Source organism: Acetobacter indonesiensis (assembly GCF_000963945.1).
Lineage (GTDB): Bacteria > Pseudomonadota > Alphaproteobacteria > Acetobacterales > Acetobacteraceae > Acetobacter > Acetobacter indonesiensis.
In genome coordinates this window covers 260,549-277,434 of the sequence record NZ_BAMW01000015.1, presented here as the reverse complement: position 1 = coordinate 277,434, position 16,886 = coordinate 260,549, and the positions used below count along the sequence as shown (strand labels likewise).

General features: G+C 55.6%; 12 protein-coding genes. 7 read left to right on the top strand and 5 right to left on the bottom strand.

What is annotated here, in order from left to right; genetic code table 11:
* Positions 1–349: 349 nt before the first annotated feature.
* The 7 genes from gpmI to Abin_RS06125 all read left to right on the top strand — a co-directional run bounded on the left by gpmI (position 350) and on the right by Abin_RS06125 (position 10,032).
* Positions 350–1,849, top strand: a complete 1,500-nt coding sequence (gpmI, locus tag Abin_RS06155; RefSeq protein ID WP_048845446.1) for a 2,3-bisphosphoglycerate-independent phosphoglycerate mutase — start codon at positions 350–352, stop codon at positions 1,847–1,849.
* On the top strand, positions 1,850–3,403 hold the full coding sequence (locus tag Abin_RS06150; protein ID WP_052948173.1) for a murein hydrolase activator EnvC family protein: 1,554 nt from the start codon (positions 1,850–1,852) through the stop codon (positions 3,401–3,403). It begins immediately after the preceding gene.
* A gap of 177 nt (positions 3,404–3,580) precedes the next feature.
* The gene (locus Abin_RS06145; protein WP_048845445.1) at positions 3,581–5,023 is read left to right on the top strand and encodes a S41 family peptidase; all 1,443 of its coding nucleotides are present in this window, start codon (positions 3,581–3,583) and stop codon (positions 5,021–5,023) included.
* Positions 5,024–5,045: 22 nt separating this feature from the next.
* Entirely contained in the window at positions 5,046–6,161 is a 1,116-nt protein-coding gene (locus Abin_RS06140; RefSeq protein ID WP_048845444.1) for a divergent polysaccharide deacetylase family protein, read from the top strand.
* Positions 6,162–6,163: 2 nt separating this feature from the next.
* Positions 6,164–6,679, top strand: a complete 516-nt coding sequence (locus tag Abin_RS06135; RefSeq protein ID WP_048845518.1) for an RNA pyrophosphohydrolase — start codon at positions 6,164–6,166, stop codon at positions 6,677–6,679.
* Between the two features lie 80 nt (positions 6,680–6,759).
* Entirely contained in the window at positions 6,760–7,521 is a 762-nt protein-coding gene (locus Abin_RS06130) for an AraC family transcriptional regulator (protein ID WP_048845443.1), read from the top strand.
* Positions 7,522–7,800: 279 nt separating this feature from the next.
* Positions 7,801–10,032: a TonB-dependent siderophore receptor gene (locus tag Abin_RS06125; protein ID WP_048845442.1), complete on the top strand. Its 2,232-nt coding sequence runs from the start codon at positions 7,801–7,803 to the stop codon at positions 10,030–10,032.
* A gap of 66 nt (positions 10,033–10,098) precedes the next feature.
* Here Abin_RS06125 and Abin_RS06120 read toward each other — a convergent pair whose 3' ends face one another.
* The 5 genes from Abin_RS06120 to Abin_RS06100 form a co-directional block, all read right to left on the bottom strand.
* Entirely contained in the window at positions 10,099–10,278 is a 180-nt protein-coding gene (locus Abin_RS06120; RefSeq protein ID WP_048845441.1) for a CsbD family protein, read from the bottom strand.
* Between the two features lie 422 nt (positions 10,279–10,700).
* Positions 10,701–12,278, bottom strand: a complete 1,578-nt coding sequence (locus tag Abin_RS06115) for a DHA2 family efflux MFS transporter permease subunit (protein WP_048845440.1) — start codon at positions 12,276–12,278, stop codon at positions 10,701–10,703.
* Positions 12,275–13,450 (bottom strand): HlyD family secretion protein, encoded by a 1,176-nt coding sequence (locus Abin_RS06110; protein ID WP_048845439.1) that lies wholly within the window; start codon positions 13,448–13,450, stop codon positions 12,275–12,277. Before Abin_RS06110 ends, Abin_RS06115 begins: the two co-directional genes overlap by 4 nt.
* Before the next feature lie 236 nt (positions 13,451–13,686).
* Positions 13,687–15,579 (bottom strand): ABC transporter ATP-binding protein, encoded by a 1,893-nt coding sequence (locus tag Abin_RS06105; RefSeq protein ID WP_084593487.1) that lies wholly within the window; start codon positions 15,577–15,579, stop codon positions 13,687–13,689.
* 54 nt (positions 15,580–15,633) lie between these two features.
* Entirely contained in the window at positions 15,634–16,860 is a 1,227-nt protein-coding gene (locus Abin_RS06100) for a CCA tRNA nucleotidyltransferase (protein ID WP_048845516.1), read from the bottom strand.
* Between the last annotated feature and the right edge of the window lie 26 nt (positions 16,861–16,886).

Below are 16,886 nucleotides of genomic sequence, written 5' to 3'. Positions count from 1 at the left end.
GGTTGTTTGTATACGTCTCATCAATATCGGGACAGCATCCAGCGCGAAGAAACCTACTTGCAAAAATTATACCGCTCCATGCAAAAAATGCAGCACTTCGTGGCGTAACGCGCCTGACCTGCATCTCTTCAAGACGGAAATCTGCTGTTTCCCCAAGCATTTTCGTTTTTTCTTATCTTCCCGACTAAAGCCGTGAAGCTCTGTTTCAGGCAACGCTCCCTCACCGGAAAAAACGCCTTATAGACTTGGTGACAGAGCCACTTTGGTGGCATGATCTTCCCAACAAAAAAACATAAGAAGGCATGCCCCCGTGAGCGCATCATCCGCCCAGCAGAACCACCGCCCTGTTATGCTCGTCATTCTTGACGGCTTCGGCTGGCGGGAAGACTCCTCTGACAACGCCGTGCAGCTTGCACATACCCCTATTTTTGACGGCCTGTGGGAAACAGCGCCGCGCAGCTTTCTGCGCACCTGCGGTGAGGACGTTGGCCTGCCAGAAGGGCAGATGGGCAATTCGGAAGTCGGGCATCTGAACATTGGGGCCGGACGCGTGGTCATGCAGGAACTCCCGCGCATTTTCACGGCCCTGCGTGATGGCTCGGTTGCCCGTGGTGCCCCCATGCAGGATTTCCTCGCCACGCTGAAAAAAACGGGCGGCACCTGTCATCTGATGGGCCTCGTCTCCCCCGGTGGTGTCCATGCGCATCAGGATCATGCAGTCTATCTGGCACGCATTGTGGCAGACGCTGGTATTCCTGTTGCCTTCCACGTCTTTACAGATGGCCGCGATACTCCTCCGCGCTCCGCACCGGATTACCTGAAAAAACTTCAGGCCGACCTACCTGCAGGTGTGACACTCGCCACGGTTTCCGGCCGCTACTACGCCATGGATCGCGACAAACGTTGGGACCGTGTTGAAAAAGCTTATGACGCAATTGTCAGCGCCAAAGGCCCGGAAGCGGCATCCGCGCAGGATGTCATTGCCAATGCTTATAAGGCCGACATTTCGGATGAGTTCATTCTCCCGACTGTTCTGAGCGGTTACACCGGCATGAAGGATGGAGACGGTGTTCTTTGCTTCAACTTCCGTGCCGACCGTATCCGCCAGTTGCTGGATGCCATGGTAGAACCGGATTTTGATGGCTTTGCACGCAGTACAATCGTCAAATTCTCAACCGTTCTGGGCATGACCCATTACAGCGACACACTGGTGGAACGGATTTCCATCCTCTTTCCGCCTGAAACACTCACCAACATTCTGGGTGAAGTGGTCTCCCGCGCAGGACGCACGCAGTTGCGTATGGCAGAAACGGAAAAATATCCGCACGTCACCTATTTTCTGAACGGCGGCCGGGAAATGCTGTTTGAAGGGGAAGACCGCATCATGGTGCCGTCCCCCAAAGTGGCGACCTACGATTTGCAGCCTGAAATGTCAGCCCCGGAACTGACAGACAAAGCCGTGCACGCCATTGAAAGCGGCAAATACGATCTGATTGTCCTGAACTTCGCCAACCCGGACATGGTAGGCCACACCGGAGTGCTGAAAGCGGCAATCAAAGCGGTTGAAACGGTCGATACCGGCGTAGGCCGTATTCTCGAAGCCCTGAAAAAACAGAACGGTTCTCTGCTGGTGACGGCTGATCACGGTAACTGCGAAACCATGAAAGACCCCGATACCGGGGTGCCGCACACAGCCCACACCCTGAACGTGGTACCGCTGGTGGCCTTCAATGTCGGTTCAAAAAAACTGAAAGACGGCAGGCTGGCTGATCTCGCCCCTACTTTGCTGGACATGATGGGCCTGCCCAAACCGGATGACATGACCGGCACTTCCCTGTTAACCGACTGAATGCCTTTCACCCTGCCTCATCCTTTATCTGCTCGCCCGCATGGCTCCACCCGGATGTGGCGTTGCGGGCTTGCTGCCTTGATGCTGGCAGGGGGAACCGTATTAAGCGACGGCACTTGGGCTGCTGACCATAAAAACAGTGCGCACAAGCCGTCTGCCCAAAGGCACACAAATACGCGCAACAGTAAAAAAACGTCCCCTCACCATACGATAGGCCATAGCGGCAGCTCAGGGGCGGCCAGCAGCGGCAAGGCCAGTACGCCCTCCACCAAAGCCGAACTTCAAGCCGAACAATCGGTCAAACAGGCCCGTGAAGCCCTGCAAACCACGCAGGCACAACGGGACACTGTAAACAGGCAGAAAGCGGCACAAGCAGCGGCTGTCGAGGCGTCCCGTGCAAAAAATGAAGCGGCACAAACACTGGCAATTCAAAGTGCTGCCAAAGCCGCAGCCCTCTCCACAGCCACAGTTGCGGCAACATCCCAGCTTCAAACAACGGAACAGCAGATAGCAGACCTCGATTCCCGGATTACGGAAATCAGAAAAGAACAGGCCAGCCTACGCGCCGCGCTGGAGGAAGACGCCAAGGCTCTGTCTCCGGTTTTACCATTGGCTGAACGTCTATCGCTGTATCCGTCAGATACCCTACTGGCTGCGCCCGTGCCGCAGGGTGAAGCCGTTACGGGTTTTCTTGTCTTACGGGGGCTTTCGCGTGAGCTGGAGCATCAGGCCGAAGACATGCGCACACGGCAGGAAAAACTGACGGCTCTCGATACAGAACTGACCACCCATCTGACCCAGCTTGGCAGTTTGCAAAAAACGCAAACCAAACAGCGTGATGTTGTAAAACAACAGGCGCTAAAAGCCCGTGATGCCCAGCGGCAGGCTAATGCGGCTGCCCGTGCCGCTTCCCTGCGGCTGGAAGACGCCACACGGAAGGCATCCAGCCTGCAAGATGCTGTCTCCAGACTGGATGCCTTGCAGGCCAATGCGGAAGCCGCCCTGCAAAAAGAAGTCGCTGCCGCTGAAAAAGCCCACAAAGCTGCACGCGATGAAGCCGCACGCCGCGCGGCAGAAGAACGGGCTGCCACAGCACGCCGCAAAATACAGGCCATGCAGGCCGCCGCAGGCCCCGGCCTGAGCGAACATACAACACACCCACCCACCAGCAGCACTGACGACAACAGCGGCAGCGGGCCTAGCGGCGGAGGCACACGCCCCGTGGCCGGATCATTGGTCTCAACTTGGGGCTCGGCCACCGAATCTGGTCCGGCCACAGGCATAACCTATCGCACACCTGCCGGGGCCAGCGTGCGCACGCCGTGTTCGGGCCGTGTTGATTTTGCTGGGCCATTCAGAACCTACGGGCAGATGATTATTCTGAATTGTGGTCAGCATTACCGATTTGTCATGGCGGGACTGGGCGGATTGGACGTTGAAACGGGGCAAAGCCTGACAAAAGGCGCACCGATTGGCCATATGGGTGGGTCTGGCACGTTGTTCATTCAGCTTCGACACGGCCAGAAAGCTGTCAACCCGGCCCCATTCCTGTAAGGAAAAACAGACAGGCAGTTTGCTACAGCGGCAGAAGCCGCTAATCTCTCTTGCCGCATGGTAGGCAGAAAGGGTGAGCGATGCCTGACCGGCACTGACCACCCCGCCGTGCGCAACACGACGACAGTACAGGATACGACCGCACGGGCCACGCCCGGCGACAGGAGACGAGATCGCATGAAGTTCCGCACAGGTCTGATGCTCGGCGCTACCTTCCTGGCAGGCCTTGCCGTGGCCTCCCACTCTGGGGCGCTTTCTGGCGCAGGCATGCTCGCCTCCCCCGCTCTGGCTGAAAAAGCGCCTGATGCTTCCCCCACCACAAATCATGCAGAAACCTACCGTCTGCTGACCCTGTTTGGCACCGTGCTTGATCTGGTCCGGGCTGACTATGTTGAGCCTGTTTCTGACAAAGACCTGATTACCAATGCCCTGAACGGCATGCTGACCGGGCTTGACCCCCACAGCTCCTACATGACCGAAAAACAATATGCGGACATGATGGTGCAGATGAAGGGCGAATTCGGCGGTCTGGGGCTGGAGCTACAGCAGCAGGACGGCCATATCCGTGTTGTCTCCCCCGTTGATGGGACGCCGGGGTTCCGGGCCGGTATCAAACCGGGTGATTACATTATTGCGGTTGATGGCCACCCCGTGGACGGCACCCCGCTGGATGAAGCCGTGAAGAAAATGCGCGGCAAACCCAACACCAAAATTACGCTGACACTGGTCCGTGAAAAAACACCCAAACCGATTATCGTCACCTTAACGCGTGAGATCATTCATATCGAAGTGATCAAATCCGCGCTGTATGACCGCATCGGGTACATCCGCATTGCCCAGTTCAATGAGGAAACGGAAAAAGGCCTGATGAAGGCTTACAACCAGTTGAAGCAACAGGCTGGTGGCAAGTTGGCCGGTCTGGTGCTTGACCTGCGGAATGATCCGGGTGGCCTGCTGAATCAGGCAATTGACGTGTCCTCCAGCTTTATCCGGTCTGGTGAAATTGTCTCGACCCGCGCGCGCCACCCCAAAGACAGCCAGCGTTGGGACGCCCACGGCACCGATATTACCGACGGTCTACCTATTGTCGTGTTGATCAACGGCGGTTCGGCCTCCGCGTCTGAAATTGTCTCCGGCGCGTTGCAGGATCATCGGCGGGCGGTTCTGGTCGGCACCAAATCGTTCGGTAAAGGCTCTGTGCAGTCCATCATGCCCATTCCGGGTAATGGTGCCATCCGTCTGACCACCGCACGCTACTATACGCCGTCAGGTCGTTCCATTCAGGGATTGGGCATCACGCCCGATATTGCTGTGAAGGAAACACGCGAAGACCCCGGCTTCAGCCTGCATGAAGCCGATCTGGAGCATATTCTGAAAAATCAGGGCGGGAACCAGACCAAGGCGGCCCCGCGCACGGATCTGCCCGCCATTGCCAAAGATATTGCGGGTGAACCGCCTGCTAACTGGCCAGAATTTGACTACACCAAACCGAAGACTGACTTCCAGCTTCAGCAGGGTTTGCGCGTCGTGCGGTCAATGGCTGGCCTGCCCGCGCCAGACCCGGCAGCATCCCTGCCGCCAGCAAAGGTTGTGACCAAGGAAGAAGCACCCCACCACTAACGCGCGAAACAGGATAACCGTTATGCACAGCACGTCCCTATGGCAGCAGATGCCGTCTTCCGGTCGGGCCTTTGTTCGCTTCTGGGGCGGCACAGCCGCCGCTGCGGGCGTGCTTGCAATCGCGCTTCAGGTCATGGGGCCGCCACGGGGTGAGGTCGCCGGGCAGGATATCGACGTTCCGTCTGGGGACGCTGGGGCTGCACAAGTGGCCAAAACCGATATTCCCCCACCACAGGTTGATCTGCTTGAACGCAAAGCGGGCGCAAACGGGTATGCGCTGCCACAGCGCGGCGCAAATGGCCGCGTTGCCCGACAGGTTTATGCCGCCCCTGTTGTCGATGTTCCCGCAGGCACAGCGCAGGTTGCCCTCCTGATTGATGGCGTTGGCGAGTCACAGGCCCTGACGCAGGAAGCAATGACCTCCCTTCCCGGCCCTGTTTCACTGGCTATTTCGCCCTATGTGTCTGGTGTGGAAGACCTGATGCAGCAGGCGCGTGATCATAAACACGAAACACTGCTGTCGCTTCCCATGCAGGATGGCAAGGCAGGAACTGACCCTAAAGCCCCGTCAAATGCTGGGCCGAATGCTCTTGGCGCATCATTATCTGCCTCCCAGAACATGCAGAATTACCAGTGGGCGCTTTCAAGTCTTGCCGGATATGTGGGTGTCACCAACGCTTTTTCCGGCCAGAATGGGGGTGAATTTGCACATTCTGCGGCCTTTACGCCTATTCTGACGGACATGGATAAACGCGGCCTGCTGTATCTAAACGCCAACCCGGCAGCCAGTATCCAGGGTGGCCCCACCACAGCAACAGCCGATGTTGCCATCAATACCGACACCGACATTGTCAATATCGACATCCAGCTTCTGAAACTTCAACAGGCGGCGCGGCATAACGGACGCGCCATTGGCATTATGGGGCCGCTGCGCCCCGTGGCACTGGCCTGCCTGCGGGCGTGGATTCCACATCTGAAAGATGTTGGCATTACGTTGGTGCCTGTCAGCATGCTGGTTGCACCGGCCCCAGCGTCGGCCGTGGCTCCCTCCGGCCCGACAAAGCCGAGCGGTGACATGCATGTGCACCTCAGCTCACCTAACTGGAACAACAAGAACTCGCTTCAGTCTGGTTTCTGATGATGACGACATCTGACATTACGACCTTGCCCTATCGCCCCAATGTGGGGGCCGTTATTTTCAGGGCAGACGGTAAAATTCTGATTGCACGGCGCACCGATATGCCCGGCGTTGGCGGCTCCTTATCAGAAGGTGTGTGGCAATGCCCCCAAGGGGGCATGGATGATGGAGAAACACCGCGAGAAGCCGTGCTGCGCGAAGTTCAGGAAGAAATCGGTACCGATAAACTGCATATTCTGCACGAACATCCTGATTGGATTGCTTACGATCTTCCGCAGCATCTGATTGGCAAAGCACTGGGGGGCCGTTTTCGGGGCCAGACCCAGAAATGGTTTGCAATTGCGTTCACCGGCACAGATGACGATATCAATCTGGCCGCGCAGAACCCGCCAGAGTTTGATGCCTTTCAATGGGTTGACCTTGATAGCCTGCCAGAACGGAATGTCGGTTTTAAAAAACCGATTTATGAAAAACTGGTTCAGGATTTTGCTTCTTTTTCAAAAGCGACACAAAACTAATTCCTTGCTCCACCACGGCTAATACGCGCACATCTTATCTGGCAAGGATTTTCCAAAGCACAGAGCAGGATCAACGCACCATGAAGCGCACTGCTGATCTTCCGCTCAACCCGCCCCCAGTGGTCGGCTTTTCCGATTATTATGCAGGTGGCTTTGTTGATCGCTTTCACACGCATAATCGCGGGCAATTATCGATTTTTCAGGCTGGCACCGTAACCGTTAATACCCACAACAGCAGCTTTGTTCTTTCGCCCGGCCAAGGCATGTGGCTGCCAGCCCATACACTGCACGAAGCCATCTGCCGCACCGACCTGAGGTTTCAGGTCGTATATGTTGACCCTACCCTGATGCAGACCGAACTGCCCTGCAAAATGTTTGATGTCTCCTCCCTCATGCAGGGGTTGGTCGATGAAGTCATCGCGATGCAATACGACTTCGCCATGGACAGCCGCATGTCTGCTATTGCTCACCTTCTGGTTGAGGAAATAAGCCGCGCGCCACGCATTGCAGAACGGCTTTTACTGCCTGCTGACCAAAGATTACGCCGCGTGTGTGACGCCATTATCGCGCAACCGGGCGACACGCATGATATTGATTTTTGGGCCAAAGAAGCCGGGATGGCGCGTCGTACCTTCACCCGTCTTTTTCAGCAGGAAATAGGTATGGGCTTCGCGCTATGGCGTCGCCGCTTGCGCGTTCTAGAAGCCGCATCACGCATTACCGCAGGCCAGCCCATTGCCCAGGTCGCGTTTGATCTGGGTTACGACAGCGCAAGCAGCTTCAGTGCCATGTTTCATCGCACATTTGGGGCTGCCCCCAGCACACTTCGTACACAGGCATAGCCTCCCTCATCTTCCTGAAAAGCACTTCCCTATTTGGGTGCTTCATAGGGTTTGATGATCAAAAATTGTGTCTAAACGCACAAGAAACCTGAAACGTTTCAACTAACTGCCTGAAAGAGAGTAGCGTTCAGGCAGAATTTCATCGCGTTTGGGCCAACCCGCTTCCTATCGCTTGATACGACTTTCAAACATCGTTATGCGCGCAACTAAGTCTTATTCTTAACACCAGCACGTAGCACCTCCATCTGCGGGAGACGCTGGTCACGAAATGAGTTCGATATGCAGCGCAGCAGACTCCTCTACACGGCCGTTTTCTCTCTGGCTCTGTCCTATATGACGTTGGCTGATACCGCATTGGCAGCCGATCAGGAAAAACGGGCTGATAACCAGAAAGAAACCGCACGCGCCGTTTCTGGCAAAGTCACGAAGACCAATGCACCTAAAAAGCACATGGCCGAAAGTGAACACGTGGAAGTGCGCGGGCACAAGGCATCAACCATTGCCTCAGCCGCCACCAAGACCAACACACCTTTGGTCGAAACAGCGCAATCCGTCAGCGTCATTACGCGTGAAGACATGGATGTGCGCGGTGTGCTGACCCTTAATCAGGCTGTGCGCTATTCTGCCGGTATCACCGCTGACACCCGCGGCGGTGAAGGCACGCGCTATGACCTGTTTACGTTGCGGGGTTTTACCGTACCGACGTTTCTTGACGGCCTGAAAATTCAAGACAGCCCAACAGGGTTTGCTGTTGCCCAGACCGATACATTCCGACTTGACCGTGTTGAACTCCTGAAAGGTCCAGCGTCTTCACTGTATGGGCAGTCCAGCCCCGGTGGTCTGACTGCGCTTTCCAGCAAGCTACCGACCGACCAACGCTTTTATGGGGGCGTGAACACAACTGGTGGCATGTTTGATCTGTACCGTGTCGATGCCGATGTCGGCGGTTATGCCACGGACAATGGCCTTGTGCGCTATCGTGTATATGGAACAGTCAACGGCCAGCATACACAGCTTAGTAAAACCGGCAGCAGGCGTTTTAGCATCAGTCCATCCTTTACTTTTGGCGGGGACGGCCCCACGACCCTGACGCTGCTGGGCAACTATCAATATGACCCCGAAAATGGATCATATGGGGGTTTGCCTCTTATTGGCTCGCTTAAACGCGCATCATACGGTTATCTGCCGCGTAATTTTTATGACGGCGATGTCCCATCAGAAAAATTCAACCGCCGACAGGGTGCGATCACCTACATCTTCAACCATCGCTTCAACGATGACTGGAGCTTTACCACCCGCGGTCGTTATGATGATATCCGCACAATATATCGTAGCGTTTACAATAACGGCTATTACGACAGTGACGACGGCACCAGTGGTCAGATGCTGTCACGCTCCGCTTATGGCACGCAAGAACACACTTATAACCTGGCTTTTGACAGCCAGTTCAAAGGGCACGTCAATACGGGGCCGCTGCGTCATACAATGATGTTTGGCTTTGATTATATGCAGCAGAAGGCCAAAGATTCAGAAGCCTACGCTGATGCTCCTGATCTGGATGTACTGCACCCTGACTATCATATGGTTATCCCTGACCTGACGCCGTCATCAAAATACCTTACGGACTCCCATCAGATCGGGGCCTACGGTCAGGATGAAGTTCGGTGGAAACGCTTCATTGTAACAGGCAGTATCCGAAATGACTGGTATCGGTCTCACCAGATCGAATATCTTTCAGCCTCTGATACGCGGCAGAACAGCAGCCAGATTACATGGCGGGCCTCCGGTTTGTATCATTTTGATTTCGGCCTTGCGCCATACATCAGTTATTCAACATCTTTCCAGCCTCAGTCAGGCATTGTGTCAAACGACAGCGGCAGCAGCTTCCATCAAGCCAGTCCGTCAATCGGGAAACAGCTTGAAGGTGGCCTGAAATATCAAATTCCTGGAACCTCGCTTCTGCTGTCAGCGGCAGGGTTCCATATTGAACAAAGCAATGTCCTCGTTTCCGTGGCGAATACGGGCTATAATATACAAAGCGGGCTGGTACATTCAGACGGGTTTGAATTTGAAGCCCACGCAGAACCGTTCCACAACCTTATGCTGACAGCCGCAGTCGGGTTCCAGAAAGTCAAAGACGATTCAACGGGAAAGCCACTTATTCAGTCCAGCAAAGGCAACGCCACGCTGTTTGCGTTCTACACACTGCCTTCCGGCCGACTGAAAGGGTTTGGTTTCGGTGGCGGCATGCGGTATTCGGCCAAGGTCTATGGGGGTGAAGCAACCTATGGAAGCGTATGGCTGCCGCAATATGCCCTATTTGACGGATCTATCAGTTACGACCTATCAAACCTGTCATCATCATTGCATGGCTGGAAAGCATCAGCCAGCGTCCGCAATCTTTTTGACAAACACTATGTTGCCAACTGCTTTGCCTACGGCTCGGACGGACAATATTGCTATTATGGTGAGCGCCGAAACGCGCAAGCCAGCATAGGCTTTAGCTGGTAATCATTTGCCATCACAAAAAAGGGTGCCTCGCCGGGCACCCTTTTTGCTGTTTATAGCGGCATGAAATCAAAGATCGTTAATTTTGCCCTTAACGGTGCCTTTGACCTGCTCCGCCTTGCCTTTTAGCTGCTGGGCCTTGCCTTCAACTTCAAGTTCTTTGTCGTTGGTCATTTTACCAACGCCTTCCTTGACGGAACCGACAACTTTGTCAGCAGCACCTTTGACTTTATCAGTAAATTCACCCATCTGAATTCTCCTAAGCCATGTTTGGGCCGATTAACCGGGCCCTTGTTTCTATAACGCGGCTTTGTGCTTCGGGTTCATTTAGTGCTGCAATTGGGCATACCCGCATCTGTAATCGCTCGGCTCGGCAACGTTACTTCACACGGCGCAACTGCCAATAGCTCGCCAAGGCACATCTGCATGGCACCTGTATCTCGCATTATGTGCAGGATGTTATGGCAGGAAACTCCCGCTTTTAATTTTCCTCAGCAGACACTCCCTTGCCTGCATCCGCCTGATAAGTTGTGACTGCACCTGAATCACCAGACACATCCTTCGCCCTATTTGGCTCCACCATTCACGAATGATGCTGAATCACACAAAAAAAGCCCTGCCGCAGAAAAATCTGCCGTCAGGGCTTTTTGTTGCACGTCAAGGCCAAACGGCTAATGCGCGCCAGTCGCCTTTCCGTTGCCACTAATGGGCGAGAACAGGAAGCAGAAAGGAACGCACAGAAACGCGCCTATTTCCAAAATCAAGAAAACCTCGTTATAGGTCAGCATCGCAATCTGGCGGCTGAATTCCAGATATTGCACATGCTGCGCTATTGCTTCTGCCGTATGTTCCGGCGCGCCGCGTGCCTGCGCAACCGTTTTAGCCTGTGCCAGATAGTCATTAAACGGTTGATGGTACGGTGTCATCCAGTGCACCATATGTGCCTGATGCGCCTGCTTCCGTTCCATCAACAACGCTGTAGCGCCAGAAATTGCCAAAGACCCCAGCACGTTACGCGACATACTGAACAGGGCTGATGCATCCGCATTCAACCGTTCCGGGATGGTCGAATACGCAATGGTTGAAAGCGGCACGAACAGGAAGGCAAGACAGGCTGTCTGGCTCATACGGAAAATGACCAGATGCTTGAAGTCCAGCAACGGCACCAGATTGGCCGAGAAAAACAGCGCAAAGCCCATCAATGTGAAGCCAAGGGCAATAACGCTGCGTACACTCATCAACGTCATCAGTTTTCCCACAATGGGGATGAGGATGATAACTGCAATCCCCCCCGGCGAGAGGATCAAGCCTGACAGCGTTGCGGTATAGCCCATAACCTGCTGCGCAAACTGCGGGACAATAATGGCGGATGCATAAAGCAGCGCCCCCATTGCCCCCATAAGCGCCGTGCCCACCGCAAAATTACGGTCCTTGAACACACGCAGGTCAACAGCCGGGCGGTCTGTGTGCAGCAGCCACAATACGGCCCCAACCAGCCCCAGAACAGCCAACACACCCATGACGCGAATAAAGGTGGAACCGAACCAGTCTGCGTCCTCCCCTCGGTCAACCATGACTTCAAGGCAACTGAATCCAAGCGTGATCAGACTGATCCCGATAACATCAACTGGCGCTTTGCGTTTTCTGGCCCACGGTGGGTCTTCCACCATGGTGGCAACACCCAGTGTCGTCAGAAAACCGAACGGTACGTTGATGAAGAAAATCCACCGCCATGAAAAGTTATCGGTAATCCACCCACCCAGCGTCGGGCCAATAACTGGCCCCACAACAGCAGCAATTGCTGTCAGACCAAACGCCGCAGCACGTTTTTCAGGAGGAAAGCTATCAAGAATAATGGATTGCTGGTTGGGCTGTAGCCCGCCACCGAAAAAGCCCTGCATCATGCGGAACAGAATAAGTTCGACCAGACTGGTAGCCATACCGCACAGAAACGAAGACACCGTGAACATCACGATGCAGATCATGAAATATTGCTTGCGGCCAAAGACCTTGCCTAACCACCCCGAGATGGTGAGCACGATACCATTGGCCACCAGATAAGCTGTCAACGTCCAGGTTGAATCATCATACGTGCTTGAAAGACTGCCAGCGATATGCGGCAGGGAGACGTTGACAATGGTGGTATCCAGAATTTCCATGAACGCCGCCATTGTCACCACAAAGGCGACGGCCCACGGGTTATGGCGCGGCTTCCACCCCGCCGCGGCTGCGTCGGGCTGATCGCTCATTGCACGGCTGTCTCATGCACTGGTGTCGCAGCCGGGGCGGTGTTGCGTGGTGCGGCATCCGGGTGCCCATCGGTATCAACATGCACCACGGGCACAACGGACAGGCCAAGGGCCAACTGGCGGTCTGGGTCAAGCCCATCATCAATCAGAATTTTAACCGGCACACGCTGCACAATTTTCACGTAGTTCCCTGTGGCATTTTCAGGCGGGAATGCGCTGAAGGTCGCCCCCGTTCCCTTCTGGATTGAGTCGATATGACCATGCAGCTTGATGGAAGAATACGCATCCACTGCGATATCAACCTTTTGGCCGGGACGCATACGGGTAATCTGGGTTTCCTTATAGTTGGCCACAACCCAGACTTCTGGCTCCACAATGGAGAAAATATGCTGACCAGCCGAAACGTAGTTGCCTTGCTCGACATTACGCTGTGAAATCCAGCCATCATGTGGGGCGCGGATTTCAGTCCATTCAAGGTTCAGGTTGGCGTTATCCAGATCGGCCTGAGCCCCTTTGACCTGCCCTTCCTGCTGGCTGACCTGAATACGGGTATTTTCAACATTCGGCTTAACCGGCGTGGCGCGTTCAACCGCACCCTGTGCTTCCATCACTTTGGCTTTGGCGGCATCAAGGGCTGCACGTGCGTAGTCGATATCCTGCTGCGATGTCGCGGCCCGCTCGACCGAACGCTGACGCTTGTAGTCAGACTCTGCCTTCACAAGCTGGGCTTTTGCTTCAGCCAGTGTGCCTTGCGCCTGCGTCAATCGGCCAGGGAACTCCAGTGTCGCAACCTGCGCCAGCATATCGTATCCCTGCGCCGCAGCTTTGGCCTGAATAAGGGACGCATCAGCTTTATCGCGGGCGGCTTTCCAGTCACGCGGGTCGATCCGGGCCAGAAGCTGGCCTTTGCGCACAAACTGGTTGTCGTTGACCAGCAGTTCAGTCACGTAGCCTGCCACATGCGGCGCAACCGAAATTGACCGGCCAGCGGTAAACGCATCATCCGTTTCAACTTCATTGCGCGTCAGGAACCAGTACACCCCTGCGGCCACAGCAAGCACCACAATGACAATGGTCAGAATGATCTTGCCACGGGCACTCTTCTTCTTCGGGGCAGGCTGATTCTGAGTGTCAGAGGCTGCATCAGACTGTTGGTTGTGGTCTTCGGCCATCCTGTTCCTCGTCTTTATAACGCTTAACTGCATCCATTATCGGCCAAAGCTGTGCGGCTTGAACGGCTGACCGATCGGTTCGGTCAGTATGTGACACGATCATGAGACCGCATCAAGCAGGCATCACGCTTCCCGCGCCTGTTTTTCCAGACGCAGGCCGGTTTGCGACAATAAAAAAGCCAGACAGCCAACAGACTTACCCGGCTTTTATAAAAAACTTTTCTATAAAACGACGCCTAGCGGTCCAGACCCTGTGTGCGCACCAACCGGGCATAAAGTCCATCCTGCGCCATAAGCTCGTCATGGGATCCGCACTCAACCGCACACCCTTCACGCATAACCACCACCAGATCGGCTGACCGTACTGTGGACAGACGATGCGCCACAATAATGGTGGTGCGGGTATGCCGCATCTGGGCCAATGCATCCTGCACTGCGGCTTCGTTCTCGCTATCCAGCGCACTGGTTGCTTCATCCAGCAGCAGCAGGCGTGGGTCACGCACCAACGCCCGAGCCAGCGCCACACGCTGCCGTTGACCACCTGAAAGACGCTGCCCGCCGGGTCCTACAACTGTCTGATACCCATCAGGCAGGGCTTCGATAAAGGCCTCGGCTGCGGCAGCACGGGCGGCCTGCTGCACATCATCCTGCGATGCGCCTGGTTTGCCAATCTGAATGTTGTCCCACACTGAATAATCAAACAGCAAAGGGTCCTGACTGACATAGGCGATCGCATCCCGCAGGCTTTCCAGCGTCAGGTGTCGCAGATCCTCCCCATCCAGCAGAATACGACCGGATGTAACATCATGCAGGCGCGGAATGAGCGACAAAGCAGTCGATTTTCCAGCGCCGGATAGGCCGACAAGGGCCACGGTCTGTCCGGGTGAGACTTCGAAACTCAACCCATTTAGTCCAACCCGCCCATCTGGGTAAACAAAGCCGACATTTTCAAACACCAGATGCCCATGGCCCGGTGGCAATGGCACAGCATTGGCTTGCTCTGTTACAGCCGGTTTTTCATCAATCACATCAAACACGCGCACAAGGCCAGCCAGACCTTCCTGCAACGCTGCGTTCAACGCCCCCAAGGCTCGCAAGGGCCTTGCCGCAAGTAAAAGGGCCGCCACAAAGCCGGAAAAATCGCCCAACGTCGCGCCACCCATGGCCGCACGCCATCCGGCAAAACCAAGCACGGCAGCCACCGCAGACCCACCCAAAGCTTCAAGCAACGGGTCAACGCGCGCGCGGCCACGAGTAATGCGCAACATGGCGCTGTAAAGATGATCAAACGACAGGGATGCCCGTGCTTTTTCACGGTCTTCCATACGGTACACGCGCACGGTCCGCGCCTGTGCAAAACTTTCCGTCAGGAACGCAGCCGTTTCCCCGATTCTTTCCTGCATACCGCCAGACGCACGGCGCACACGCTTGCCCAACTTCTGAATTGGCACGGCGGCAATCGGGTATAACAGACCCGCAATCAGGCTAAGTTCCCAATCCATATAGAACATGGAGGCAATCAGTCCCACAACAGTCACAACATCCCCTAAGGAATTGACCGCGCGGATCATGGCTTCGCGGATGGAGACTGCGTCCGTGGTAAATCGGGCTGCCAGTTTGGCAGGCGGTTCACGTTCAATGCGGGTGATATCCGTCTGCACCAGATGATCAAACATCTCACCTTGCAAACCACGAATGACCACCAGAACCAGCCCTTGTGATGCAAGCGTCTGCGCGTATTGAGACAACGCCTTGGCGACCGTAATCAACACCACCAGCAGCGGCACCTGATACAGAATGCGCGAATCATGGGCCGAGAACATATCCAGCGCCCGCTGAATAACCAGAGGATACAGGGCTGTCAGGGCAGCGGTCAGAACGGTCAACGCAATAACAGCCGTAATCCGCCCCGGATGCAGCCGCACCTGATCACGCCACAAACGGGTCAACAGGACGCGGGTATCATCAGGCAGCAGGGTCTTCTGCTTCTTCCCTTTCACTGGCGCGGACACCGCCGCTTCTTCCGGCCGTACGGCAGCAGACGCTGGCGGCGCGGACTTTACGGTAGCAGAAGTCGGGTCAGAAGAAGCCTGTGCAGGCTGGGGGCGAGCCGGATGAGAAGACGTCATGCCCGTCCCTCTACCAGTCTCACGCCGCGCCGTAAAAGAGAGGCTCTGTTTTTTCTACTCTAAATTTTCACTTAAAGCCGCGGAAAGCTGTGCAAGGCACGCATCGCGGCTGGCCGTGCAGCCATTTTGCATCCACCAGTCCTGGACTTTCTGAAGCACTTTCCCAACGTCAGGTCCGGAGGGGTGACCTGCGGCCAGAACATCCCGCCCTGCCAACGGAAACACTGGCCGCGGCATGGCCGCCAGTCTGGCCCGGAGTGCCTCGTACCCGGTAGTATCATCACCTTCCGGCGTATCTGCCGCATTTATGTTTTTGCCAGTTCTATCTGCACCCCTATCAGCCTGCGCCAGCCAGACACGGCCTATCAGACTTTCTGCGGGTTCCTGTGCAAGCAGGCGACGCAGGGCATCATCCGTTGCTTCCACCGACGGAACACTCCCGCTGGAGACCGCGACCAAAAATGCTTCTTCGGCTTTTGACAGTTTGAGACGACGGGCCAAGATGGTCTTGTTTCCGCGAGCCAAAGCCGCCAAACGTAACGGCGCATTGGCAGGCGCACCGGCCTGCACCAACGATGTAAACCGTTGAACATCCGCGCCCTCTGGCAACAGACGGCTCAAGACGCCGCACTGGTCCATCAGCACAATCTGGCTAATCGCGCTCGGCCCGGTCAGAATACGTTGCAGTTCTGACCAGACACGCTCAACCGATAATAGCGTCAGCAGATCACCATGCCGGGTGATCGCCTGCATGGCCTGACTGTCTGGCATCCCTGCGCCATAGCGCCCCTGAAAGCGAAAAAAGCGCAGAATGCGTAACGCGTCTTCTTCTATCCGGGTTGTAGCGTCCCCAACAAAGCGGACCAGCCCCTGCGTCAGATCATTCTGTCCCCCGAAATAATCGTGCAGACCACCATCCTTGTCGCGTGACATGGCGTTGATGGTGAAATCCCGGCGGGCGGCATCTTCACGCCAGTCCGTAGTCCAACTGACAACAGCATGGCGACCATCTGTTTCCGTATCGCGCCGCAAGGTCGTGATTTCATACGGTGCCGAGGCAATAACAGCCGTAATCGTACCATGTGACAGCCCGGTGGGCACAGCTTTCACTCCTGCCTGCACCAGCAAGTCAAGCACGCGTTCTGGCGGTTCCGGGGTGGCGAGGTCAACATCCGCCACAGGGCGCTGCATCAGCAGGTCACGCACCACACCGCCCACCAGTCTGGCTTCGGGGAAGATGCTCCATATTTGGTCAAGCGCCTGTCTCTGCGCTGCCGTCAGCCCTTTGCTCCCTTTGTTCTGGAAGA